Here is a 24659-nt window from a genome sequence, read left to right as displayed (position 1 = left end):
GCTTCTGCCCCGCCAAAGCGAGCCTCCCGCGTTAGACTTAGCCTGCAGGCCAAGTGAACTGACGCCCGCCCATCAGGTGCATATGGATGTGGTAGACCGTCTGTCCGCCCATTTCGTTACAGTTCATGACCACCCGATAGCCGTCTTCGGCAAATCCCTGCTGTTTGGCCAACTGGGCAGCGGTATATTGCAAGCGGCCGATCACCGGCAGGTCGTCAGGCGCAATGTCATTGAGCGTGGCGATGTGCTTTTTAGGGATGATCAGCTGATGCGTAGGCGCCTGAGGGCTAATATCGTTAAAGGCAAGCACATGCTCGTCTTCGTAGACGATGTCCGCAGGAATCTCGCGGTTGATGATTTTACAAAACAGGCACTCCATCGCAGCCTCCTTGGTGTGGCGCGTTATTGTCAAAAGAGCCAGCTAAACGCGCCTATCGGAAACGGCGCTGAGCCAGCAGGTGGCGAACCAACGGGGCGAGGATCAACTCCATCGCCAACGACATGCGTGCACCGGGCACCACCAGCGTGTGGGGCCGCGTCATGAACGCATCCTTGATCATGGCCAGCAGCCAAGGGAAATCCACGGTCGAGGGGTCGCGAAAGCGAATCACCACGAAAGACTCGGCATCGGTGGGGATATCCTGCACCTCGAAGGGGTTGGAGGTGTCGACGGTGGGCACGCGCTGAAAGTTGATATGGGTACGCGAAAACTGCGGCTGGATATAGCGCACGTAATCGTCCATGCGCCCCAGAATGGTGTCGATGACCGCTTCCTGGGAATAGCCACGCAGCTTGGTGTCACGATCGATCTTCTGAATCCACTCCAGGTTCATGGTCGGCGCAACGCCCACCAGCAAATCCACGTGCCGAGCAATATCGTACTCGCGGGTCACCAGCCCACCGTGCAGCCCTTCGTAAAACAGCAGGTCAGTGCCGCAAGGCAGCGCCTGCCATTCGGTAAAGGTGCCCACTCGGTAACCGGCTTCGATCTTCTGCTTGTCTTCTGCATGGATGTAGTGCCGGTAGGTACCGGTGCCGTGTTCACCGTACTCGACGAACAGGCCCTCCAGGCGATCCAGCAGGTTGGCCTCGACGGCAAAGTGAGAAAGCTCATCCTTGCGTTCGGGCTCTTCGCGGAAGATACGTTTGAGGTCATCGCGGGTATAGCGATGGAAGGCATCACCATCCACCATGGCCGCGTGAACGTCTTCTCTTAGAAACATCCGTTCGAAGCTACGGCGCACCGTGGTGGTGCCAGCCCCAGAGGAGCCGGTGATGGCAATGATGGGATACTCTCGGGACATCAGCTCCCCCTTGCCTCGGCGAGTGTCTGCTTCACCGCGTCAGGAATGGGCACCGGCTTGCCCGCCCCCAGATCCAGCAGCAGCTTGTTGATTCGGGCCGTGGCCACCACAGTCTCGCTGCCTTCCTTCAAGACACGCTGATAGACAGTCAGTGCCTTGCCCTGCGGTTCAGGCACCGCCGTCTCGATGACCAGCACCTCCGGGAAGCGCGCTTCCTGCTGATACTGTATCGCCAGGTCTACCACGACACTGGGATAGCCGCCCATGTCCCACTCGGGCAAGTGCAGGCTACCCAGTGCTTGCGCCCTGGCCTCATGCAGCAGCGACACCAGGGCATCATGCCCCAGGTGGCGGCCGTAGTTCATGTCAGTCACCCGCACCGAGAGGGTATGGCGGTGGATCACCGCGTCTGCGGGAAATTCGATAGCAACGCGTTCCATGACGGCTCTCCTGCTTGGGTGACGAAAGAGGTCGTTAGTGATTCACTTCCCGGGCAATGGCGCGGAAGGCGATATCACGGCGGAACTCGGCGCCTTCCCATTGAATGGCCTTGACACCCTGATAGGCCTGCTGCTGAGCAGCCGACACGCTGTCGCCCAGCGCCGTGACACACAGTACGCGCCCCCCGGCCGTGGCGATCTCGCCTTCATCGGTCAGGGCAGTGCCCGCGTGGAACACCTTGCACTGGGCCTGTTCGGCATCGGCCAAGCCGTGAATCACATCGCCTTTACGATAGCTGCCGGGATAACCGCCCGCCGCCATGACCACGCCCACCGCCGCGCGGCTGTCCCATTCACACTGCTTGCCTGCCAGCTCGCCTTTAGCGCCCGCCAGACAAAGCTCCGCCAGATCCGACACCAGACGCATCATGATGGGCTGGGTTTCCGGGTCACCAAAGCGGCAGTTGTATTCGATCACTTTGGGTTGGCCCGCAGCGTCGATCATCAAACCGGCATACAGGAAGCCCGTGTACGCATTGCCCTCTTCAGCCATGCCTCGTACGGTAGGCAGGATCACCTGCTCCATGATGCGGGCATCCACCTCGGGCGTGACCACAGGCGCCGGTGAGTAAGCCCCCATGCCGCCGGTATTAGGGCCGGTATCGCCATCGTAGGCACGCTTGTGATCCTGACTGGTGGCCATGGGCACGACATGCTCACCGTCGACCATGACAATGAAGCTGGCCTCTTCGCCATCCAGAAACTCTTCGATGACGACCCGAGCACCGGCATCGCCAAAGGCGTTGGCTTCCAGCATATCGCGAATGGCGGCTTCGGCTTCGGCTTCGCTCATGGCCACGATCACGCCCTTGCCGGCGGCCAGACCATCGGCCTTGATGACGATGGGCGCGCCCATGCGGGCCAGGTAGTCAAGCGCTGGCTCGACCGCCGTGAAGGTTTGGTAGTCGGCGGTGGGAATGGCGTGGCGGGCCAGGAAGTCCTTGGTGAAGGACTTGGAGCCTTCCAACTGAGCAGCCCCCTGGGTAGGGCCAAAGATGGTCAGGCCCGCTGCCTGAAATTGATCGACCACCCCTTCCACCAGCGGCGCTTCCGGGCCAACGACCGTCAGGGCGACCTGCTCTTGCTGAGCAAACGCCACCAGTGCCGGCAAGTCGGTTGCGGCAATGGACACATTGCTCAGCTTGGGCTCCGTGGCCGTGCCTGCATTACCAGGCGCTACGAACACCTGCTCGACCTGGGGGGATTGGGCAAGCTTCCAGGCAAGGGCATGTTCACGGCCACCGCCACCGATCATCAAAACTTTCATGGGTATCCTTCTCAAAACAGGAGAGCGTCGATGGGCGCATTATGCCATAACGCAGCCGCTAGCGGGGCGCCAAGCGCTGTCTGAAACCCAGCGCTGTTGTAAAGCTAAGGCTTGCCATCCGTTGGGTCGTCGTCTTCCTTGGTGGAAGGCTGGTTGAGCGTGTTCTGCCAAAAGCGCATATTCTCCTCGGCCAGTTCACGCATGAACTCCATGGGCGTATGCCGCATGGCCTGCTGCCACTGACTCTGGAGGCGTTTCTGCTGCTCCAGCATCAGCTGGGTGCCCTGTTCCAGATAGCGCGCCAGAGGCAGCGGTGACGACATGTCATACACGCGAATCAACTGGGCCAGCAGATCGTTGGAGAACACTTCCGCTTCACTATCGGCCTGCTCCTGTTCGATAATGATCGACAGTAGAATCGTGCGCGTGAGGTCTTCGCCACTTTTGGCATCTTCGACACGAAAAGGCTCTTCGTCGATAATCAGACGGCGCAAATCTTCCAGCGTCACGTAGCGGCTTTGTTGTGTGTCGTACAACCTGCGGTTGGCATATTTACGAATGACGCGCACAGCGTATCTCCTTAAACGCGATAAAGGCTTTTGTCGCCATGGCTGCTATTGTGCCTGCAACACACGCCCATGCAAGCCAGCTTAACGGATTAGTGCCGCGATGCGCGGCCTGCCCACGACTAATAGACGACCATCATGAATCTGATTTTGCTCGACCCCAGTGAGGTGAACGGCCAACAAGCCCGCCTGACCGACACCCGCCGCCTGACGCATCTGCGCGACGTACATCGCGCCCAGCCGGGGGACCAACTGAGCGTGGGCGTTCAGGGAGGCAACATGGGCAAGGCCGAACTGATCGAACTGACCACAAGCGGTGCCCTCTTCCACCTGGGCCCGCTGGAAACGCCTCCACCACCCCCGCTACCGGTGCATCTGGTGCTGGCCTTGCCGCGCCCGCGCATGCTGGCCCGCACGCTGGAACATGTCACTGCGCTAGGCGTGAAACAGATTACCCTACTACACACCCAGCGGGTGGAGAAAAGCTACTGGCAATCGCCGGAGCTACGCCCAGAAAAGGTGCACCAGCATCTCCTGCTCGGGTTGGAGCAGGCACGCGACACGCAGCTCCCGCAGGTCACGCTGTGCAAGGGATTTCGCCCTTTTCTGGAAGATCACCTGAACGGCGTACTACACGAGCGACGGGGACTCGTCGCTCACCCTGGCATGCCCGACGCCTGCCCACGCGGCATCGACGAGCCCTGTGCACTTTTCGTGGGGCCAGAGGGGGGGTTTATCGAATGGGAAGTCGAGCAACTGCTGGCAGCAGGATGCGAGGGCATGCACCTGGGCCCGCGCATCCTGAGAGTAGAAACCGCCGTGACGGCGCTGCTGGCACGGCTGTTCTGACTCACCCTATTGATCAGGTTTGATCGTCTTCGGGGTCGTGGGGAACGTACTCGGCATTCTCCCCACACTCCGGTGTCTGCAAGAACGTTCTGCGCACATCCAGTAACCCAAGATGGCTGATCGTGCGACGCCCCAGCAGCAGCGGGTAAATCATCTCTTCGCGGTCGCGCAGGCTGAACTGCTCTTCATAGATGGTGTCGCCCATGCACACGTCCATCAGCACCACGGGGCGTTCATCGCGCCCACCGGCGCCGCGCACGGTTTGCTCACGATACAGCGGACGTTCGATTTCGTCGCTGAAGGTCTCACCGCTGGCCTGATCCTCCAGCTTTAAGCGAAAGCGCACCCAGTCTTCGCCATCCTTCTCGAAAATCTCGATGTCACGGGCGTCCAACGACGAGGTCAGCGCACCGCTGTCCAGCTTGGCCTTGACGCCAATGCCCCAAGGCTCGATGAACGCGTTCTCCACCCAGCCGAACACCTTGTCCTCGGCCTGTACGCTGGCACTCGCCATCAGCACACTCGCCAGAGCCGTCATGCCCATGGTCTTTCGCAATCTATTCACCATCGCAACGCGTCCTTGATAGTTGGATTAAAGAGGTAGTTGGATTATGGAAGTCGCTCAAGCAGCGACTGAGTGGCAAAACCGTCGGGCACCAGTCCTTGATCACGCTGGAAGGCTCGCACACCTGCCTGGGTATTGGGTCCCATGATGCCATCGGCGGTGCCCACCGAATAACCGGCGTTGTTCAGCCGCTGCTGAAGCGTTCTGACATCGTCGCGCGTCAAAGGTGCCTCATGGGTGGGCCAGGACTGAGTAATACCCTGACGCCCGGCAATGGCATCGGCCAGTGTCGCCACCGCTAGTGCATAGCTGGTGGCGTTGTTGTAGCGCAAAATGGCCCGGAAGTTAGGGCCTACGATGAATGCTGGGCCACTGGCACCCGCTGGTACGATGACGGCGGCGCTATCGAAGGCGGGCAAATCGCCGCTCACCGCCCGTACGCCCTGCGCGGCCCACTGGGCCGAACTCAAACGCTCGGTTTGCGAGTAGTCGAACGTATCAGGCAGCACCACTTCGGCTCCCCAGGGCTGGCCTGCTTGCCAACCGGCGCGGGCCAGGTAGTTGGCCGTCGAGGCCATGACATCGGGAATACTGCCCCAGATATCACGCCGTCCATCGTTGTCGCCGTCCACCGCATAGGCTTCGAAGCTGCTGGGGATGAACTGAGTATGCCCCATGGCCCCGGCCCAGGAGCCGCGCATCTCATCGGCGGCGATATCCCCCTGCTCGATGATACGCAGCGCTGCCAGAAGCTCTCCGCGGGCAAAATCACGGCGACGGCCATCGTAGGCCAGGGTGGCGAGGGACTCCAGCGTCGAAAAGTCACCAAAGTTGCTGCCGTAATTACTCTCGACACCCCAGATGGCAACGATGATTTCGGCAGGCACCCCATAGCGCTGCTGCATCTGTTGAGCAGTATCGCGATGCTGAGCATACTTTTCACGACCATTGGCAATGCGCGTACTGGACACGGCGCTATCGAGGTATTGCCAGATGGGCCTGACGAACTCAGGCTGATGACGGTCCAGCTCGATCACGCGCTCGCGATAACGCACACCGTCCAGCGCTTTGGCCAGAGTGGCTTCACTGATCCCTTGATTGGCGGCGTAACGGCGGAAATCACTCAGCCACTGGTTGAAGCTGGCATACTGCACTTGCTCGGCGGCTCGCGCATCGACTTCGGTCATCAGTTGCGGGCTGGCTTGGGCAGATTGCCCCCCCAAAGCCAGCATCGTTGCCAGTATCAAGGCTGGCTTGAAGGTGGGCGCGAAAGCGGGTGATACCTGGGATTTCAATAACATGTCATCGTCTCATGGCTGTCCTTGGCGTGGCTGTGATAATGGCTCAGAAACGGGTCTGATGCCAGCCTCAGGCCATGAGCCGCCACAGCACCACCAGGTGGGCAGCCCCCACGATACCGGTCAGCACACAGCGTAACCCTGTGTACCAGCGAGGAAACCCTTCACGGCCATCGCGGCTGACATCGTAAAGACCAATGAGCACAAAGCCTGCCAACAGCACCCATAGCCCCGTCACCACATCGAACATCAGCGCAGGCCAGGCAATCAGGCTAGGCACCATGGCCAGTACCAAGCGCCTACCGTTACCCAGCCGCGAGACCTGCAGCGCACTGCCCCAATGAACGCCACCCAGAAATGACAGAATCACCGCACTGTAGTAAGTAAACCCGTAAATCGCCGTGACCTGCCAGGCGGTAGGCGCCCACCATGCTGCGCCACTCGCCGCAATGAACGGGATCAGCCCAGCAAGGCCCAGCCCCCAGGCCAATCGGCGTTCACTCACAACGCTTCCTGCTTGCTTACTCATCCGTCTCCTCGAACTCTTCGGCAGCAATCAGCCAGCGGTGCCACTCACTTGGCATGACGCAGGGAGGATCGAACCTGGAAGGCGCCGCGCGCCAAGGCTGGTGCCGTTCGAGGCCAAAGGGCAAGGACTCGAGGGCGGGCAGCCAGTATGCGACATAGAGGCCTTTTGGGTCATAATGTCCTGCCTGCTTCAACACGTTGAAGTAGCGATCCTGCCGGGGATCTCGCCCTACTCCGGCGATATAGCGCCAATTACCCCAGTTACTGGCCACATCGTAATCGATCAGACAGTGCTCGAACCAGCCAGCGCCCAAACGCCAGTCCACGCCGAGATCCTTGACCAGGAAACTGGCCACGTTCTGGCGTGCGCGATTGGATATCCATCCGGTCCCTTTGAGCTCGATCATCGCCGCATCGATGAACGGGACCCCTGTCTTGCCATCGCGCCAACGGTTGAACGCCTCGTTAGGCACGGGGAGCTGCTCGCGGCCGAATAGCGCAGGGCCTTCCAGCTGCGCTGCACGGTGAAAGTAGTCACGCCACAATAGTTCGAACACGATCCAGTAGCTGGACTCGCAGCTACCATTGATGGCTTCCCAGGCCTTGACCTCACGGTGTACCTGGCGAGCCGAGAGACAGCCCTTGGCCAGCCAAGGCGAAAACCGCGTCGAAAAGTTGGCTCCCAACAAACCATTGCGGGTTTTCTTGTAGGACTCAGCGCCGTTCTGCCGCCACAGATAGTGCTGCAGCCGGTCTCGAGCTGCGGATTCACCGCCGACGAATACAAGCCCCTGACGCTTGTCTGGCTGCCAGGCCGCACTCTGCTGACATACATCCCTGAGCGGCGGGAAGCCACGGGGGGCGTCGTCTGGCCACCCGGGCAGCGTCACCGGCATACTGAGCGGCGCGGGGATCTCACAATGTTTCTCCACCTGACGACGAAACGCCGAAAAGCTGGCAGGCAGCTCCTCCAACGCAAACGGCAGCGCCGAGGCGTCAATCAGGTAGCCGCTATCGGAACGCACCAGCGAGCAGTGCTCAGGCAGCGTCTCGGCCACCTGACCAATGTGCGCCCGTTCTTCGCAGCCCGAGTGTTCGGCGACCAGCACTTGCCGGGCTTTGAGGCGCGTGGCCATGGCCACTACCTCTTCGGCAGGGTGACCAATACGTACCAGCAGATCGCTGCCTAATTGCAGCAGCTCGCCACGCAGTTCCATCAGGCTTTGCCATAAGAAGCGCAGGCGCGCCGGGCCAAGGCGGCAAGTCTCCTCGCCTGCCATATTGGAACGTAACCACGCCCGGTCCAGTACGTAAAGGCAAACCAGTTGATCAGGGGCGGATGTGAAATGTAGTAGAGGGTTGTCCGCTACACGGAGGTTATCCTGTAGCCAGACAATATCAGTCGTGCTGTTCATGCTCGTGCCTCCTCGGCGTGCTGTGCTGTCTGGCTTCGCGTCGGCAGCGTTCGCTGCAAAAACGCACTTCCTCTCAACAGCGCGCCCATTTTTTCCGCCAAGTAAATGGGCGCTGGCATTGAACGCAGTCTTTTTCCGGTAGGTCTTGTTTTCGTCTCATCTGTCCATCTCGCTGCGCGTAAAGCACCGCGCCACGCTTTCATACATGGACACTATATCTTATACAGTACATATATTGTATATAAATTAACAGGCATTTAGTGGCACTGCGCACTTTGGTTAAACAGCAGCGCCTTATTAACTCCGCATAAAAAAAGCCACCCGAAGGTGGCTTTTGGTTAACTCGTTGATTAATGGTCAGTCGGGATCTGTAGGCCGAGGTTGACGCTTGGCATTTTCATGGGTCTCCAATCCGCTCTTCAATTCATGGGTGAGCGGATCATAATTGGGCCTGAGTTCATCCTTCACCGTACCGCTCCACAGTCGAGAGCCGACGAAGTAACCCGCCCTGCCAATCACATGGGCGGCAATAGGTGCGGTGATCAAGATGAATACGATGATCGCGAATGCCCGCGCCACGACCCCCACTTCGGCAAAGTGCATGGCTGCCGCCAGCATGATCAGGATCACCCCCAGTGCAGCAGCCTTGGTGGTGGCATGCATACGGGTCAACAAATCGGGCAGCCGCAGCAAACCAATGGAGGCCAGCAGCATGAAGCTGGCGCCGGTCAGAACCAGCGTTCCCTTGACGAAATCAATCATCCCGCGGCCCTCCACGTTCCAGAAAGCGAGCAAATCCGATGGCGGCCAGGAAGCCCATCAGCGCAATGACGATGGCCGCATCCAGAAAGCTCGATACACCTGATTGTATGGCATATACCCCTACCAGCCCCACCACCGTGGTGGAAAACAGCTCCAGCGCCACCACTCGGTCCGGCAGGCTAGGGCCACGCACCACGCGCACGAAGGTCAGTATCAGGGCACAGCCCATCACGACCTGGCTAATTAAAATCACGGTATCCATCAGCGAAATAACTCCAGGGCTCGGTACTCCATCTCTTTGAGGCTACGTCTCAACTCATCTTCGTCATCAAGGAACATGGCATGGATATAGAGCACCCGGCGATCATCGGAGACGTCCAGGCTCAACGTGCCCGGCGTCAGCGAAATCAGGTTGGCCACCATGGTGATCTCCATTTCCGTGCGCGCGGCCAGCGGAAAAGCAATGACCCCTGGCTGCATGTGCCAGGGCGGCGTCAGGATATCGAAAGCGACGCGCAAGTTGGCCTGCACCAGCTCTTTCATGAAGAAGCCAATGAAGCCGATGATGCGCGGCACTCGCGAAGGATAGCCTTTCAGCGCTTCAACCTGAGGTTCGATCAACACCAGCGCAATATAACCAAACACCATGCCTACCAGCAGGTTCAAGCCCGAGAAATCACCGCTCAACAGTACCCAGGCCAAGCCAAGTAACAAGTTCCAAATTGCACCGGTCATGGAGCATCCTCCTGAACGTCACTCGCCTGATCCACACCTGCTTCAGCCGCTTCCAACAGCGCATCGATGACACTTGCCGACTCACCGAGTACGGCCTCTATATAGCCTGCCGGGTTCATCAATTGATCGCCAACCTGATTCATGACCTGCATGATGGGCTCGGCGAACACACCCACCAGCAGCGACATCATGGCCAACACGATCACCGGCAGATACATCATCCACAGGCTCGGCTTGAGCATACGGCCGTCATCGCCCGTGGGCGTTTGGGTGGCGGGCACCTTGTTCTCTTCCGGGAGGGCTTTCCAGAACACTTCGTTCCAGATCTTGACCATCGAGTAGAGGGTCATCAAGCCCACGGCCAAAGCGATGCCGGTGGCCACATAGGCGCCCGCTTCCAGGCCTGCTCGCACCAGTACGAACTTGGCGAAGAAACCGGACAGCGGCGGAATGCCCGCCAACGAGAAAGCCGAGATAAAGAACGCCACGGCGAGCCAGGGGCGCTCGCGATACAGCCCGCCCATCTTCTTGAGCTGGTAGGTGCCCTGCAAGCGATGCGTGATACCACTGATCAGGAACAGATTCGTTTTCACGATGATATTGTGCATGATCGCAAACACGCCACCGGCGATGGCCAGCGGGGTATAGAGCGCCAGACCAAGAATCATGTAGCCAATCTGGCTGACGATGTGAAACGAGAGAATACGGCGGAACTCATACTGCGCCGCCGCCCCGAGTACGCCGGTGACCATGGTCAAGACTGCACCCCACAGTATGATGTCCTGAAGGTAGCCCATGGTCTGATCGAAGATCAGCGTGAAGACGCGGAACAGCGAGTACACCCCGACCTTGGTCAGCAGGCCAGCAAACAGCGCCGATACCGCCACGGGCGGCGTGTGATACGACGCGGGCAGCCAGAAGAACAGCGGAAACGCGGCCGCCTTGATACCAAAGGCCACCATGAACATCACGGCCAGCACTTCTACCATGCCGCTGTGCTCGGCTTCGTCCATGCGCAGGGCGATATCGGCCATGTTCAGCGAACCGACCGTGCCATACAGCAGACCGACGGCGGTCAGAAAGATCACCGATGCCAACAGGTTCAGCGTCACATACTTGATGGCTCCTTCCATCTGGGCACGCTCGCCACCCAGAATCAGCAGCGCGAACGATGCCACCAGCATCACTTCGAACCACACGTAGAGGTTGAACATGTCGCCGGTCAGGAAGGCTCCGGCCACACCGGCCAGCAGCAGATGCATCAGCGGGTAGTAGCCAAACTTTTCATGACCACGCCCGGTGGTGGCCAGTGAGTAGATGCCCATGGCCAAGCCGATGATACCGGTCATCAGGATCATCACGGCACTGAGCATGTCCGCCACCAGGGTAATGCCGAAGGGCGCAGGCCAGTTACCCATCTGCATGGTGACATAGCCATCTGTCAGTACCGCGACAAACAGCCACAGACTGACGCCCAGCAGCGCAACGTTGCCAGCAACGGCCACAAAGCGCTGCATGGGCCGCGACCGCCAGAACAGCAGCGATATCGCCCCCGAAAGCAGAGGCAACAGAACGGGAAGTGCAACTTCAGGCCTCACGTGTCGGTATCCTTCATCTTGTCCAAATCATCTGCCTTCACGATCTCATAGGCACGGCGAATCAGTACGACGGCAAATGCCAGTACGCCGAACGCGATGACGATGGCGGTCAGCACCACGGCCTGGGGCAGCGGATCGGCCACGGGGCCCAGTGGCTGCATCATGCCTTCGGGAATCAGCGGTGGCGCGCCACGGGTCATGCCTGCGGTGGTAAAAATCAGCAGGTTGGCGCCATTGGAAAGCAGCAGCAAACCGATCACCAGTTTGACGATCGAACGCCGCAGCATCATGAATACGGCAGTGGCGTACAGCAAACCAATCGCCAGGGCCATTAGCGGTTCCATGGGGAGCCTCCTATGTTATCCGGGGTATGCAGCTCAAGGCTCATCCTTGTCCACCTCCATTAACGCCATGACCATGCCCATCACGGAACCCAGCACCGCCAGATAGACGCCCACATCGAAGATCAGCGGCGTAGAGGCCTTGAACTCGATACCGGGAATCGTCCACCACTGTGCAGTCAAGAAGGGCTCACCCATGAACCAGGCGGGCACCACCGAGATCATGCCCAACAGCAGACCCGCCCCGACCAGGTCGCGGGGGTCGACCATGCGCAGCACTTCTCGGGTGGCGCTGGCACCAAAGGCGAACAGGTAAAGCGCAAACGCCCCCGCCGCCACCAGCCCGGCGATGAAGCCGCCGCCGGGCTCGTCATGGCCACGCAGCAACAGAAAAATAGAGAACATCAGTTGCAGCGGCATCAAAAAGCGTGCCGCCGTATTGAGAATGATCGTACCTGACTTAACCATCGTAGGGCTCCTTGACGCTGCTCTTCTCCGCCTCTACTGATTTGCCCTGGGGGCCATCGTGACGCAGTTTCAACATGGCAATGACACCAATGGCGGCCAGCGCCAGCACGAACATCTCACCCAGCGTATCCAGGGCGCGGTAGTCCACCAGAATCACGTTGACGATGTTACGGCCATGGGCCAGTGGCGCGCTGTTCTCGACCATGTACGTGGAAATGGTTTCGAACTGGTCGATGCTCCATGCCGTCATGATCAACAGGAAGATCATGACCCCCATGGCAGCTGCCACGACCCCATCGCGCACGCGCTCGAGGCTGGTCGAGAGGTTGGAGTAACGCGGCAAGCGGAACAGCACCAGCACCAGCAGAATGACCGTCATGGTCTCTACCAGCAGCTGGGTGATGCCGAGATCGGGGGCACTGAACAGAATGAAGATCAGCGCAATCGAGAAGCCCATGATGCCAACCGACACCACGGCTCCCAGGCGCGAGCGCGAGATGGTGGCAAAAATTGCCCCCATGGCCATGGTACCGACCACGATGATTTCATGGAAACGCACGTCCAGCGTCAGCGCCAGCTGGGGCGAGTGGCGCAGCAGAATCGAATTACCGATCAGGCCGATCAACACCACCAGCATCACCAGAATGTAATTACGCATGTAGCCATTCTGCAGAATGTGGGTCTGCCACTCGGAGAAGCGTACGACGCCATTCATGAAGCCTTCATAGCCTGCTTCCGGCCCATAGCGCATGACCGGTGCCAATCGCGCCAAATGACTGCGCACATCGTCCCAACGCTTGAACAGCAAAAAGCCCAGCGCCATGCTCACCAGCGACATGATTAGCGCCACGTTGATACCGTGCCACAGCGACAGGGTAACCGTCAGCGCATCGCCTACTACCGAAGTGGCCGCTGCGGTCAGCAGTGCATCCACCCCCAGCAGCGCGGGCGCCAGCCCCAGCAGTAGCGAGCCACAGGCCAACAAAGCTGGCCCCACCAACATGCTCAACGGCGCTTCATGGGCGACCTTGGGGGTGGCATGCTGCGCGCCAAAGAAAGGGCGCAGCGCAATGATGGCCGCCACGGCAATGGTCAGAATGGCCGAGAAGAACGCAAACAGCACCAGCATCAGACGCACGCTGTCGGCGCCCAAGGCAGCCTCCAGCATCAGCTCCTTGCCAATGAAACCGAACAGCGGTGGAACCCCGGCCAACGACAGCGCCGCCACGAAGGCAATCGTCGCCGTCACGGGCATGGCTCTCCGCAAGCCCCCCATGGCCGTGACATCCTTGGTGCCCGTTTCATGGTCCAGAATACCCGCCACCATGAAGAGCGCGCCTTTGTACATGGAGTGCGCTAGCAGGAAGGTGACGAACGCCGTCATGGCATAGTCGGAGCCAATGCCCAGCAGCATGGTCAAGGTGCCCAGCGCCATGATCGTCGAGTAGGCCAGCAGCTTCTTGATATTGGTATGGTGGATCGCCAGGAAGGCGCCCGTCAGCATGGTGGTCGCACCCACCACCGAGAGAATGCCCACCCACATGCCGGTACCGCCCAGCTCGGGCTGCAGGCGCGCCAGCAGGTAGATACCCGCCTTGACCATGGTGGCCGAGTGCAGGTAAGCCGAGACCGGCGTTGGTGCCGCCATGGCGTTCGGCAGCCAGAAATGAAACGGGAACTGCGCCGACTTGGTGAACGCCCCGAGCAGCAGGCAGATCAACATGGGCGTATAGAGCGCATGCTCGCGCAGGTTGTCGTCGGACTGCAGAATCTCGCTCAGCGACCAGCTGCCGCTGGCCACACCCAGCAGGACCAGTCCCGCCATCAGCGCAAGGCCACCGGAAACGGTCACGAACAAGCCCTGGCGAGCCGACTTTCTGGCCTCGATATCGTTATGGTTGAAGCCGATCAACAGATACGAGGTGATACTGGTCAGTTCCCAGAACACGAACAGGGTCAACAGGCCATCGGCCATGACCAGCCCCATCATGGAGGCCATGAAGGCCACCAGCGCCAGATGGAAGCGGGCAATATCCGGATGGCCTTTCAAGTACCCGCCAGCATAGATCAGTACGCAAGTACCGATGACGGAAATCAGCAGGCCAAACAGTAGCGACAGGCCATCCAGCAAAAAGCTCAGGCTGATCCCCAGCGACGGCACCCACGCCCACTCCAGCAGCTGCGGCCCTTCACTCAGCACCACCGGCGCTTGGCCAATCAGCCACGCGGCCATCAGCGCTGGAAACAGCGCAAGCACCAGACTGGTTCGTTCCCTACACCAGAGGTTGAGCAGCGGTGACGAAGCTGCCAGCACGAAGCCTATTAAAACGGCAAATTGCATCCGGCGTTCTCTCCCTAAAATAAGCGCAAACTATTCACGTGAGCGGCGCATGGTACGACATGTGCCGCTTAAACGTTGAATAAATGTGTTTTTATATGCACAAACCTTATACCAGCCCTTCGAAAAACTCCAGCCACCTCGCTGGCATAAAAAAGCCGCTCGGCCAGTGGCCAAAGCGGCGTCAGTGCGAGCAGAAATCTTACTGAGCGGGCACAGGCAACCAGCCCAACAGCTCATTGTTGACCACGGCCAACAGGGCATCGATATGATCATCGCGATCATTCAGGCAAGGAATATAGCTGAACGTCTCGCCACCGGCCTCCATGAAACTGTCGTGAATCTCCTCCTTGATCTCTTCGAGGGTTTCCACACAGTCGGAGGAGAAGGCAGGTGACAGAATGGCAATGTGCTTGTGGCCCTGCTTGGCCAGCTCGGCCACATGGTCTACGGTTTGCGGGCCTACCCACTTTTCCGGGCCAAACTGTGACTGGAAGGCGGTATCGACCTCCTCCTTGCTCAACCCCAGACGCTCACGTAGCAGGCGCGTGGTTTTCTGGCACTGGCAGTGGTAAGGGTCGCCTTCCATCAGATAGCGTTCCGGCACACCGTGGTAGCTGGCCACGAGCTTGGTGGGGCGACTTTCAAAGCCGTCGTACGCCTCTTGCACCGAGTTGGCCAGCGCCTGGATGTAAGCCGGGTGTTCAAAGTAGGCCGGCACCGTGCGCAGGTAGGGCTGCCACTTCATCTTCATCAACGTGCGAAACGCCTGATCGTTGGCGGTAGCCGTGGTGGGCGAGCCGTACTGCGGGTAGAGCGGGAAGAACACGATGCGCTCGCAGCCCTTCTCTTTCATGCGATTCAGCACGCTTTCCGTGGAAGGGTTGCCATAGCGCATGCAGAAATCGACCTCGACACTGTCGCCATACAGCGCTTTCAGCCGGGCGGTCATCTTTTCCGTTTGTGCACGGGTAATGGTCAGCAGCGGGCTCTCGTCTTTTTCGGTGTTCCAGATGCTTTTGTAGGCATGGCCCGACGTAAAGGGGCGCTTGGTCAGAATGATGAGCTGCAGCAGCGGTTGCCATTTCCAACCCGCATAGTCCACGACCCGCTTATCCGACAGGAATTCGTTGAGATAGCGCCGCATGGACCAGTAGTCAGTCGCATCGGGCGTCCCCAGATTGGCCAGCACCACGCCCACCTTGGCGGGGGCAACCGGAGGATGACTGCTTGGCGCGTGGGCCAAGCGCCCTTCACCGGGTTGATCCTTTACAACGCTGTCGGCCATCTCACTTACTCCTGGGGGCTGTCGATCATTCACAATGGTCTAAATCTTATCACTTTTCAGCAAAGACGCGGAATAAAGTTATACTATCAACATAATTTGTATAACTACAGGCGAACTCATGTCCAAGCCTTTGCTACTCATTCTGGGTGACCAGCTTTCCCTGACCCTGCCTACCCTTCGCCAGGCCCCTGAAGGCGCGGTGGTGGCGCTCTGTGAGGTCGCTGAAGAAGCACGCTACGTCCCTCACCATATACACAAGATCGGCCTGTTCCTGGCCGCCATGCGACATTTTGCCCAACAGCTGCGCGACAAGGGCTTCAACGTGCATTACAGCCGCATGGACGATGCGGATAACACCCAATCATTGATCGATGAAGCCGAGCGGCTGGCAAGACAGTACCAGTGCGATGAAATTCGTGTGACGCGCCCCGGCGAGTGGCGGCTGTGGAACGCCATGCAGCAGCGTCAGGCCGCCTCACTGCCCTGGAAAATCCTGGAAGACGACCGCTTCTTCACCACCCCAGACGACTTTGCCCAATGGGCCAAGGGGCGTAAGCAAATCCGCCTCGAATACTTCTACCGGGAACAGCGTAAACGTACCGGGCTACTGATGGAAGGCGACGCCCCCATGGGCGGACAGTGGAATTTCGACCACGATAACCGAGAACCCGTCCAGCCTGGGCTGAGCTTCCCTGAACTCCCCGCGCACGGGCAGGATGAAACCACTCAGGAAGCGCTGGCCAATGCCGCCGAGTGGTTCCCCGAGCACATGGGCGAGATCGAGACCTTCAATTTGCCGGTCACCCGACGTCAAGCACTGGTGGACCTGAAGCACTTCATCACCCACGGGCTGGCCGACTTTGGCCGCTATCAGGATGCCATCAGCGACCAGTCACCCTACCTGTACCACTCGCGCCTCTCTGCTGCCATGAACATTGGCCTGCTCACGCCCTTCGAAGTATGCGAAGAAGCGGCTGCGCAATATCAGGCAGGCAAGGCACCGATCAACGCCGTGGAAGGGTTCATACGGCAGATTCTCGGGTGGCGTGAGTACGTGCGCGGCCTCTACTGGACGCGCATGCCGGATTACAAACGAGAGAACCAGCTGGGTTTTCAGCGCGACTTGCCCGCCTTCTACTGGGATGCGAAGACCGACATGCGCTGCCTGCAACGCGCCATCCAGATGACCATCGACCACAGCTACGCGCATCATATTCAGCGCCTGATGGTCACGGGCAACTTCGCCCTGCTCTGCGGGGTCAAGCCAGAGGCGCTGTGCGACTGGTACCTGGCCGTTTACGCCGACGCCTGCGAGTGGGTCGAGCTACCCAACACCTTGGGTATGGTGCTGCACGCGGACGGCGGCTTGATGGGCTCCAAGCCCTACTGCGCTTCCGGCAAATACATCGACAAGATGTCCGACCACTGCCAGCACTGTCGCTACTCCCCCAAGCTGGTCACCGGCCCCAAGGCCTGCCCGCTCAACAGTCTCTACTGGCATTTTCTGGAGACCCATGCCGAACAGCTCAATCGGAATCCACGCATGAAGCTGATCTACGGCTCGCTGGCACGCATGAAAGAGGAAAAACGCGACGCCATGCGTCAGCAAGCAGAACAGTTCCTGGCATCGCCCCCCACTGCCGCCGGTTACGAGCAAGCCGCTCACACCCAAGGATACCCCCACGAGGAGCGCTCCTTATGAGCCGTTTCGCCACGCTGCATGCCGCACCACCGATCACCCTCTACCACGATGGGCACTGCCCCTTTTGTCGCGTCGAAGTAGCTTGGCTAACCAAACATCGCCACCACCAGCGCATTCGTCTGGTCGATATTCAGCACGAGGATTTCGATCCCGGCGCATTGGGGCTCAGCTTCGAAGCCATGATGGGGCAACTGCATCTTCAGGATCAGCAGGGAAACTGGTATGTGGGGATGGATGCCAGCCGGGCCCTGTATGCCGTGTTGGGCTACAGGCGGCTGGTAAGACTGTCTTGCTTGCCTGGCCTGCGCGCCGTCATGGATGCAGGCTATCGGTTCTTTGCCCGTCGCCGGATTCGGCTGGGCCAATGGTGGGAAAAGTTCGGGTCACGCTCGCGCAATCAGTGATCCTGGGCGTCAGAATACCAGCGGCATACGCGAGGTCAGCGGCGCGCTGTAGTGGGCGTCGCGACCGATGACTTCATCCTGAGGCACGTGCTGCACAAGATACGCCCGGTGGATACCGGCCCGCTTGAGTTCGAGGTAGACATCGTCCAGCGAACGAAACAGCATGGGCTTGCCACGCTGGGTCAGCATATGGCGCTCACCCTCGACATCTTCGAGCTCGACCTGATAGAAACGGCTGCCCGAGTGCGTGATTACTCGAATTTCAAAATTGTCATGACGTTCGACGAACTGTTTAAGCTCTTCAAGTTCCATGGTTCCCTCCTGTTATTGGTCATCGCCATGGAGCACAGCATGCCCTTGCCCCATGACAATAGTATTACCTTGGCACTATCCCCTTAAGAGGGCAATAACAGAAAAGAGTTCCTGACCGAAACGTCAAGATGTGTGTCGTATTACTGATATTCCGAGGGGTCGATGGCCTTGCCAAGCGAGTTGCGATCGATCCAGTTGCCCCCTTTGGTTTCCTTGTAACGAAACACGACCTTGTCGCCAATGGTGACCGGTAATTCCGCATCTTCTGTCTGGTAGCTGTACGGCTCCCCTTCCACTACCAGGTGGTAGCGGTAAAGGTCGGGCATGCCCAGCCACTCCTTGAAGGGACCTTCACGCTCTAACGACTGGAGCTCACCCCGACCTTCCAGCTTGGGAAGCCGCTTACGGTTACCGCGCCTAAAACCACCTGCCATGCGTTACTCCTGTCTATCTACCAATGCGATTGACCCACGCTTCTCATCCCGCCCTTCCAGTGAGGGTTACCCAGACGACTCAGCCAACGGGGAGCGCATTATACGTGCTCCCCCCTCAGCCTCAAGTCAATCGCCGAAGGCTTCACCGTAACTATCCGGCGCCAGGTCTTCGAAGCGCGTGTATTTGCCTATGAAGGCCAGGTGTACCGTCCCGATGGGACCATTACGCTGTTTACCAATGATCAGCTCGGCCAGCCCCTGGTTGTCCGGGTTATCGCGGTTATACACTTCGTCGCGATACACGAAGGCAATGACGTCTGCATCCTGCTCGATCGCGCCCGAGTTATGGCTCACGATGCCATCTGCTAGCCAGCACGCGTCACCGGGGACGGTCAAATCGAAGACCTCTTCTTCACCGCAAGGGCGTATCTCGACGATTTGGTCCCAAAAGAGATCGCTGGAGGCAATCTGTGTCAAAGCCACATCGCCCAGCGCATCTGCATAGCTGCCAAGGGTTTCTCGGGAAGGAGCAAAGCTAAAATGGGACGAGCCACCATAAGATGTGCCACGCATTGCAGCCATTTTCCGGTGACTCACGCCTTTAGCAAGCATGGCCTGCTTGACATGCTCGAACACCTCCTTGGGCAAGGTATCGATATTGGTGTTCGCCACGACGGATGCCGCTTTCAGCGGTGCTAACGACGCCACCTGATGCCCAAAAGCCCCAATTTTCTGTGCAAAGCGCTGCTGTTGATCGCTTCCCGACACGTCGGCGGTATACCAACCACTCCCCTCTCCTGACACGACATGGCGGATTCGGGTCACAATACCGAAACGTAGCAGCAGAGCACTGACATCATCGATAAGCCGACGGCTAACCGTAGAAAAATAGACGCGTGTGCGCCCATTTTCATCTGTCGTAATGCTGCCGTCGGTGGCCCACAAATGACGCATGAACAGCGCGAGCTGCTGATTGGACAGCCTGAAGATGTCACCTGGAATATATTTTTCTGCAGAGCGCTGCCCAAAGATACCCAGCGATTTCAACCAGGCGCCCACTCCCTGGGCGTGCCAGCGATTGCCATTGCCAGCAATGACGAGTTGATGCCAGTTGCCGCGTCCCGCATGGCGAGTCACCGTCGAGCCAAACTGCTCTGCGCAGCGCTTCACAACGTCGCTATTCGCTTCACTAGCGGTGGTATAGCGCAGCGGCTGCCCTTTGACATAGCTGCCGTCACCCAGCAAATGGGCCAGCAGGATAAGCGCATGCTCCTCCCACACGACCGGATGCTCAGGCTGCGCTAACTGCCTGGCCAAGGCGATACGATCCCCCACCTTGAGCTCGGCCACCGTTTTCCAATCCCATAGCGCTTTCAATCGATGCCTGGCTGTTGCACGTATACGCCGCCCACTAGCCAAACAAATCTCGAATACTGGCTTGGTGCCCACTGACCACACCAAATCCGTCGTCGAGCGGCGCAGCTTGCCATCTTCACCCAGCGATATGACGTCCGGCGTTTGCCCGACCAGATCACCAATCGGCAACCGCTCTCCGGTTGCCAGCATCACCCGCGTGTCTCCCGTGACACACTCACGCAAATCCGACATGACCGGACGCTTGTTGGGACGCTGCTCCAGCGAGCGGTTCAGCTGGGAAAGCGCCACCACCGGGCACTGGAACTCCTTGGCCAGGCCTTTCAGCGAACGCGAAATTTCCGAAATCTCGCCCGTGCGGTTTTCGTTAAAGCCAGGAATCTGCATCAGCTGCAGATAGTCGATCATGATCAGGGCAATATTGCCGTGCTCACGCACCACCCGGCGTAACCGTGAGCGCATCTCATTGGGTGACAGGGCCGCCGTGTCATCGATGAAAAGCTGCTTGTCTTTCAGCAGGTTCACCGCCGAGGTCAGCCGCGGCCAATCTTCGTCTTCCAACTGCCCCGAACGCACGCGGGTCTGATCGATACGCCCCAATGACGAGAGCACACGCAGCATCAGCGATTCGGCGGGCATCTCCATGGAAAACACCATCACCGGCTTGTCGCTGGAAATGACCGCATGCTCGACCAGGTTCATGGCGAAGGTGGTCTTGCCCATCGAGGGGCGTCCGGCAATGATGACCAGATCGGAAGGCTGCAGGCCCGAAGTCATCTCATCCAGATCCCGGAAGCCGGTGGAAAGGCCGGTCATTTCCCCTTTCAGGTTGAACAGCTCATCGATTCGATCCACGGCCTTGGTGAGCAGGTCACTCATGCCAATGGGGCCACCGGTCTTGGGCCGCTCTTCGGCAATCTGGAACACCAGCCGCTCGGCCTCGTTGAGCAGCTCGTCGGCGGGCCTGCCCTGAGGCGAAAAAGCCCCTTCGGCAATCTGGTTGGCCGCCCGGATGAGCTTACGCAGCGTGGCACGCTCACGGACGATATCGGCATAGGCGCGTATGTTGCTGGCCGAAGGCGTGTTGCGCGCCAGCTCGGCCAGGAAACTCAGTCCGCCCACCGTATCCAGCTGGTCGCGGGCTTCCAGCGCTTCGGAAAGGGTCACGACGTCCAGCGGCTGGCCCGACTCGGCCAGATGCGTCATCACATTGAACACCAGCCGATGTTCATAGCGGTAAAAATCGTCAGCCACCAGACGCTCGGAGACGTTGTCCCACGCCTGGTTGTCCAGCATGAGCCCGCCTAACACCGACTGCTCCGCTTCCAATGAATGCGGTGGCAGTTTTAACGCTGCCGTTTCCTGATCAGCAGAAGGCTGGTCCTGCATTGCGAGCTCCTTAACAATTACCCGATAGCCAACGGCGCTTATCTTAGCCGTGCGGCTCGGATAACACCACTGGCCCCCGCGTAAAGTGAGGGCTTTATAAGCCTGCTGTGTCGCCCTTTGCCAAAAGAGCCACAGGGCCTAAAAAGACAAAGGGTCTAAAAAGACAAAGGGTCTAAAAAGACAAAGGGCGCGGGAGAACCCGCGCCCTTTGAGGCGTCAGCGTTGGCGAGTATGATTACTCGGCGACAACGACCACGCGTACAACGGCGTCCACTTCTGCATGCAGGTGGAGGTCGATGTCGTATTCGCCAGTTTGACGAATCGGGCCTTGCGGCATACGTACTTCGCTCTTGGCGACGTCGATTCCCGCAGAGGAGATCGCGTCGGCCAGGTCACGAGGACCGATAGAGCCGAACAGCTTGCCTTCGTCGCCTGCCTTGGACACCAACGACAGTTCGATGTCGTTGAGTTGCTCGGCACGCGCCTGGGCTTCCGCCTTACGCTCAGCGGCTTGCGCTTCGAGTTCGGCACGCTGCGCTTCGAACGCTTCGATGTTGTCCTTGGTGGCCGGTACGGCTAAGCCGTAAGGCACCAGGTAGTTACGACCATAACCAGGCTTGACAGTGACCTTGTCACCCAGGCCGCCCAGCTTACCAATCTTGTCGAGCAGAATGACTTCCATCTCGTAAACCTCTTGTCAGTTGCTGCGGGCAAGGCGTGCGCGAACGTTCGCAAATGTATCGATCAGCCCCAACAGCAGCACAATGAGAATCGTGGGCCAGGTCGTGATCAGCAGCACATAAAATGCCACCAGCCACAGCCCGTTCATCCCCTTTATTCCAATAAAACCATGCACCAACGCAATACCGGCAATCAGCAGCGGAACCCAGCACAGCATCGCCAGCGCCTGCGCACCAAGCGCCATGCCTGCCACCCCCAGCACCACCAGAACGACAAGCTCACGGGGGCTCAGGCGCAACGCATGAAACTCTGCGCGAAAGCCACCGGGGTTATACAGCCCGGCTTGCCAGCTGCGGGCCAGCGCCAGACAGATAATGGCGGCCAGCAATACGACCAAGCCCGTCACACCACCGATAACCATGGCAGCCAAGGCCGTCGTGTCGACGCCCTGGTTGGCAAACTCGGTGAGCATACGGTCGATCTCCGCAGAGCTCTCCCGCAGCTGCTCCAGCATGAGCTGCGTTCCCCCTGGCGGGCTGAAAATGCCCAGCTGAACCATGACGGCGGCAGCCAATGTGCCCACGATCAAGGCTTCGCTCCAGCGCATCCGCTCGCGCAGGATGACGGACATCAGCGTGACCAGCAGAACGCTGGCCAGTGGTATCACGTCACCTTGTGCCCACCAGAAACCGGCAGGCAGAGCAGCGGCGATGATGACCGGCAGCGCAGGAGCGAACCCCTTGCGCAAGGTCACCAGTGCGGCAATGGCGGCACCCAGCCAAAACAGCCAGGGCACCAGCGATGCCAGGGCCGCCCCGCCTACGGCATAGGGCGTTCCGCGCATCAGCCATCTTGCCAGTGCCAGCATCACGTTAAACGCTTACTGATGGCTATCGGAGTAGGGCAGCAGTGCCAGGTAGCGTGAACGCTTGATAGCGGTCGCCAGCTGACGCTGATAGCGTGCTTTGGTGCCGGTGATACGGCTCGGAACGATCTTGCCGGTTTCCGTGATGTAAGCCTTCAGCGTGTCGAGATCTTTGTAGTCGATCTGCTTGACGCCTTCAGCAGTGAAGCGGCAAAACTTGCGGCGACGGAAAAAACGTGCCATGGACTAGCTCCTTAAAACGTGCAGTGGATAGAATCAGGCAGTTTCTTCAGCTTCAGCGCGCGGCTTTTCTTCGCGACGCGGACGCTTTTCTTCTGCCGGCTTCATCATCGGAGAAGCTTCGGTAACGGCTTCCTTGCAGCGCACAACCAGGCTGCGGATGATGGCGTCGTTGAAGCGGAAGATGTTCTCGATTTCTTCGAGAGTCTCGCCGGTGCACTCAACGTTCATCAGCACGTAGTGGGCTTTGTGGATCTTGTTGATCGGGTAAGCCAGGTGACGACGGCCCCAATCTTCCAGACGATGCACAGTACCGCCGCTTTCGGTGACGATGCTGGTGTAGCGCTCGACCATTGCCGGTACTTGCTCGCTCTGATCCGGGTGGACCATGAACACGATTTCATAATGACGCATGGAATCTCCTTGCGGTTTGGCAGCTTCCTGAGTGTGCCGGAGCATATGCTCTGGCAGCGACTGGGAAGCAAGGAGTTGACTGAAATGCCCTTGGCAAGCCACGTATGGCTGAAAAGAACATCAAGCAGATAAAACCAGTGTCGTAGAGGGGTTACCTATACGAACGCCCGCTTATGTATAAACGGGCGCAAGCATTCTAGTGGGACGGAGGCTTACTTGCAAGCTGCCGCTGACGCACCGCTTCAAACAGACAGATTCCGGCAGCCACCGAGACATTCAGGCTAGATACCTGCCCTGCCATGGGCAGCTTGGCCAGATGATCACACGCTTCCCGCGTCAACCGGCGCAACCCCTTGCCTTCGGCCCCCATCACCAGCGCGGTCGGGCCGGTGAAGTCGATATCGAATACGCTGGCCTGTGCTTCACCGGCGGTGCCGGTGATCCACACGCCCTCTTCCTTGAGCCTGGCCAGCGTGCGCGCCAGATTGGTGACCTGATAGACCGGCACCACCTCTGCGGCACCACAGGCGACTTTTCTGACCGTGGCGTTGAGCGGCGCCGCCTTGTCCTTGGCTACGATCACTCCATGGGCACCCGAGGCATCAGCACTGCGCAGGCACGCACCAAAGTTATGCACGTCGGTGACGCCATCCAGCACCAGCAGCAAGGGGGGCGTATCCGACGGCCAGGCGCGGAGCTTGAGCCACAAGGATTCCTCTCCTTCTGCCGTCAAGGGTGCACAGAAGGCAACCACCCCCTGATGCGCCGCCCCCTGGGTCAACTGGTCGAGCACGTCACGCGACTGCTCCTTGACCGCCGCACCACTGGCTCGGGCATCGGCCACCAGCGTTTGCAAACGCTGGCCTGCGCCCTGCTGCACCCACAGCTCCCTGGGCGACTCGCCCCGTGCCAGCAGGCTCTCCAGGGCATGCACACCATAGACGTGATCCAGGCCATCAGGCGTACGGACAGGAGTGCGGGTAGCCGGGCGCGGGCTACGTCGAGACGACGCCGATTTCATG

The 24659-nt window shown here is 59.3% G+C and carries 29 protein-coding genes; 3 read left to right on the top strand and 26 right to left on the bottom strand.

Translation table 11 applies throughout. The annotated features are described in order from the left end of the window. Positions 1-37: 37 nt before the first annotated feature. The 5 genes from HSS18214_RS0117560 to phaR all read right to left on the bottom strand — a co-directional run bounded on the left by HSS18214_RS0117560 (position 38) and on the right by phaR (position 3640). Entirely contained in the window at positions 38-379 is a 342-nt protein-coding gene (locus tag HSS18214_RS0117560; RefSeq protein ID WP_016916579.1) for a histidine triad nucleotide-binding protein, read from the bottom strand. A gap of 52 nt (positions 380-431) precedes the next feature. Continuing rightward, complete coding sequence (locus HSS18214_RS0117555; RefSeq protein WP_016916578.1) at positions 432-1304, bottom strand: phosphoribulokinase; 873 nt, start codon at positions 1302-1304, stop codon at positions 432-434. After that, complete coding sequence (locus HSS18214_RS0117550) at positions 1304-1744, bottom strand: acyl-CoA thioesterase (protein ID WP_016916577.1); 441 nt, start codon at positions 1742-1744, stop codon at positions 1304-1306. Before HSS18214_RS0117550 ends, HSS18214_RS0117555 begins: the two co-directional genes overlap by 1 nt. 34 nt (positions 1745-1778) lie before the next feature. Further along, positions 1779-3071, bottom strand: a complete 1293-nt coding sequence (gene purD, locus HSS18214_RS0117545; protein ID WP_016916576.1) for a phosphoribosylamine--glycine ligase — start codon at positions 3069-3071, stop codon at positions 1779-1781. Between the two features lie 104 nt (positions 3072-3175). Then, complete coding sequence (phaR, locus tag HSS18214_RS0117540) at positions 3176-3640, bottom strand: polyhydroxyalkanoate synthesis repressor PhaR (RefSeq protein ID WP_016916575.1); 465 nt, start codon at positions 3638-3640, stop codon at positions 3176-3178. Between the two features lie 135 nt (positions 3641-3775). On the opposite strand from phaR, the gene HSS18214_RS0117535 reads away from it, so the two are divergent. After that, the gene (locus HSS18214_RS0117535) at positions 3776-4486 is read left to right on the top strand and encodes a 16S rRNA (uracil(1498)-N(3))-methyltransferase (protein ID WP_016916574.1); all 711 of its coding nucleotides are present in this window, start codon (positions 3776-3778) and stop codon (positions 4484-4486) included. Positions 4487-4499: 13 nt separating this feature from the next. Here the strand turns inward: HSS18214_RS0117535 and rloA3 are convergent, their stop codons facing one another. From rloA3 to hemH, 13 genes are all read right to left on the bottom strand, one after another. Continuing rightward, the gene (rloA3, locus tag HSS18214_RS0117530) at positions 4500-5030 is read right to left on the bottom strand and encodes a retropepsin-like aspartic peptidase RloA3 (protein WP_016916573.1); all 531 of its coding nucleotides are present in this window, start codon (positions 5028-5030) and stop codon (positions 4500-4502) included. A 65-nt stretch (positions 5031-5095) separates the two neighbouring features. Beyond that, the gene (locus HSS18214_RS0117525) at positions 5096-6352 is read right to left on the bottom strand and encodes a lytic murein transglycosylase (protein ID WP_016916572.1); all 1257 of its coding nucleotides are present in this window, start codon (positions 6350-6352) and stop codon (positions 5096-5098) included. A 67-nt stretch (positions 6353-6419) separates the two neighbouring features. Next, positions 6420-6854 (bottom strand): DUF3429 domain-containing protein, encoded by a 435-nt coding sequence (locus HSS18214_RS0117520; protein WP_016916571.1) that lies wholly within the window; start codon positions 6852-6854, stop codon positions 6420-6422. A gap of 16 nt (positions 6855-6870) precedes the next feature. Further along, positions 6871-8292, bottom strand: a complete 1422-nt coding sequence (locus HSS18214_RS0117515) for a DASH family cryptochrome (protein WP_016916570.1) — start codon at positions 8290-8292, stop codon at positions 6871-6873. A gap of 73 nt (positions 8293-8365) precedes the next feature. Continuing rightward, positions 8366-8452: a DUF2256 domain-containing protein gene (locus tag HSS18214_RS18950; protein WP_081192809.1), complete on the bottom strand. Its 87-nt coding sequence runs from the start codon at positions 8450-8452 to the stop codon at positions 8366-8368. 197 nt (positions 8453-8649) lie between these two features. Beyond that, positions 8650-9054, bottom strand: a complete 405-nt coding sequence (gene mnhG / locus HSS18214_RS0117510) for a monovalent cation/H(+) antiporter subunit G (RefSeq protein ID WP_016916569.1) — start codon at positions 9052-9054, stop codon at positions 8650-8652. After that, complete coding sequence (locus HSS18214_RS0117505; RefSeq protein WP_016916568.1) at positions 9047-9316, bottom strand: MrpF/PhaF family protein; 270 nt, start codon at positions 9314-9316, stop codon at positions 9047-9049. The genes mnhG and HSS18214_RS0117505 overlap by 8 nt, the downstream gene beginning before the upstream one ends. Further along, a complete protein-coding gene (locus HSS18214_RS0117500; RefSeq protein WP_016916567.1) occupies positions 9316-9789 on the bottom strand; it encodes a Na+/H+ antiporter subunit E in 474 nt (157 codons plus the stop codon). The genes HSS18214_RS0117505 and HSS18214_RS0117500 overlap by 1 nt, the downstream gene beginning before the upstream one ends. Further along, positions 9786-11387: a Na+/H+ antiporter subunit D gene (locus HSS18214_RS0117495; protein ID WP_016916566.1), complete on the bottom strand. Its 1602-nt coding sequence runs from the start codon at positions 11385-11387 to the stop codon at positions 9786-9788. The genes HSS18214_RS0117500 and HSS18214_RS0117495 overlap by 4 nt, the downstream gene beginning before the upstream one ends. Beyond that, positions 11384-11731 (bottom strand): Na+/H+ antiporter subunit C, encoded by a 348-nt coding sequence (locus tag HSS18214_RS0117490; protein ID WP_026002026.1) that lies wholly within the window; start codon positions 11729-11731, stop codon positions 11384-11386. Before HSS18214_RS0117490 ends, HSS18214_RS0117495 begins: the two co-directional genes overlap by 4 nt. 33 nt (positions 11732-11764) lie before the next feature. Continuing rightward, positions 11765-12196: a Na+/H+ antiporter subunit B gene (locus tag HSS18214_RS0117485; RefSeq protein ID WP_016916564.1), complete on the bottom strand. Its 432-nt coding sequence runs from the start codon at positions 12194-12196 to the stop codon at positions 11765-11767. Then, the gene (locus tag HSS18214_RS0117480) at positions 12189-14537 is read right to left on the bottom strand and encodes a putative monovalent cation/H+ antiporter subunit A (protein WP_016916563.1); all 2349 of its coding nucleotides are present in this window, start codon (positions 14535-14537) and stop codon (positions 12189-12191) included. Before HSS18214_RS0117480 ends, HSS18214_RS0117485 begins: the two co-directional genes overlap by 8 nt. Before the next feature lie 199 nt (positions 14538-14736). After that, a complete protein-coding gene (gene hemH, locus HSS18214_RS0117475; protein WP_016916562.1) occupies positions 14737-15822 on the bottom strand; it encodes a ferrochelatase in 1086 nt (361 codons plus the stop codon). A gap of 118 nt (positions 15823-15940) precedes the next feature. Between hemH and HSS18214_RS0117470 the strand changes: the two genes are divergently transcribed. Beyond that, positions 15941-17524 (top strand): cryptochrome/photolyase family protein, encoded by a 1584-nt coding sequence (locus HSS18214_RS0117470; RefSeq protein WP_016916561.1) that lies wholly within the window; start codon positions 15941-15943, stop codon positions 17522-17524. Then, entirely contained in the window at positions 17521-17928 is a 408-nt protein-coding gene (locus HSS18214_RS0117465; RefSeq protein WP_016916560.1) for a thiol-disulfide oxidoreductase DCC family protein, read from the top strand. Before HSS18214_RS0117470 ends, HSS18214_RS0117465 begins: the two co-directional genes overlap by 4 nt. Positions 17929-17937: 9 nt before the next feature. On the opposite strand, the gene HSS18214_RS0117460 is transcribed toward HSS18214_RS0117465, so the two are convergent. The 8 genes from HSS18214_RS0117460 to rlmB all read right to left on the bottom strand — a co-directional run bounded on the left by HSS18214_RS0117460 (position 17938) and on the right by rlmB (position 24658). Further along, the gene (locus HSS18214_RS0117460; protein WP_016916559.1) at positions 17938-18240 is read right to left on the bottom strand and encodes a DUF6482 family protein; all 303 of its coding nucleotides are present in this window, start codon (positions 18238-18240) and stop codon (positions 17938-17940) included. A gap of 140 nt (positions 18241-18380) precedes the next feature. Then, positions 18381-18674 (bottom strand): hypothetical protein, encoded by a 294-nt coding sequence (locus HSS18214_RS0117455; protein WP_016916558.1) that lies wholly within the window; start codon positions 18672-18674, stop codon positions 18381-18383. A 126-nt stretch (positions 18675-18800) separates the two neighbouring features. Beyond that, positions 18801-21455, bottom strand: coding sequence for a replicative DNA helicase (locus tag HSS18214_RS0117450; protein ID WP_272942922.1), 2655 nt, complete (start codon positions 21453-21455; stop codon positions 18801-18803). A 217-nt stretch (positions 21456-21672) separates the two neighbouring features. After that, entirely contained in the window at positions 21673-22119 is a 447-nt protein-coding gene (gene rplI / locus HSS18214_RS0117445; protein ID WP_016916556.1) for a 50S ribosomal protein L9, read from the bottom strand. 15 nt (positions 22120-22134) lie between these two features. After that, positions 22135-22986 carry a hypothetical protein gene (locus HSS18214_RS0117440; protein WP_026002025.1) on the bottom strand — a complete coding sequence of 284 codons (852 nt, stop codon included), beginning with the start codon at positions 22984-22986 and terminating at the stop codon, positions 22135-22137. Positions 22987-22998: 12 nt separating this feature from the next. Next, complete coding sequence (gene rpsR / locus HSS18214_RS0117435; protein WP_009097135.1) at positions 22999-23226, bottom strand: 30S ribosomal protein S18; 228 nt, start codon at positions 23224-23226, stop codon at positions 22999-23001. A gap of 33 nt (positions 23227-23259) precedes the next feature. After that, positions 23260-23637 (bottom strand): 30S ribosomal protein S6, encoded by a 378-nt coding sequence (rpsF, locus tag HSS18214_RS0117430; protein WP_016916554.1) that lies wholly within the window; start codon positions 23635-23637, stop codon positions 23260-23262. A 196-nt stretch (positions 23638-23833) separates the two neighbouring features. Beyond that, the gene (rlmB, locus tag HSS18214_RS0117425) at positions 23834-24658 is read right to left on the bottom strand and encodes a 23S rRNA (guanosine(2251)-2'-O)-methyltransferase RlmB (protein WP_026002024.1); all 825 of its coding nucleotides are present in this window, start codon (positions 24656-24658) and stop codon (positions 23834-23836) included. Between the last annotated feature and the right edge of the window lies 1 nt (position 24659).

This window comes from Vreelandella stevensii S18214, assembly GCF_000275725.1.
In the GTDB taxonomy this organism is placed as follows: Bacteria; Pseudomonadota; Gammaproteobacteria; order Pseudomonadales; family Halomonadaceae; genus Vreelandella; species Vreelandella stevensii.
Note: the sequence above shows the minus strand (reverse complement) of the source record. Positions and strands in the feature narration are given on the sequence as shown.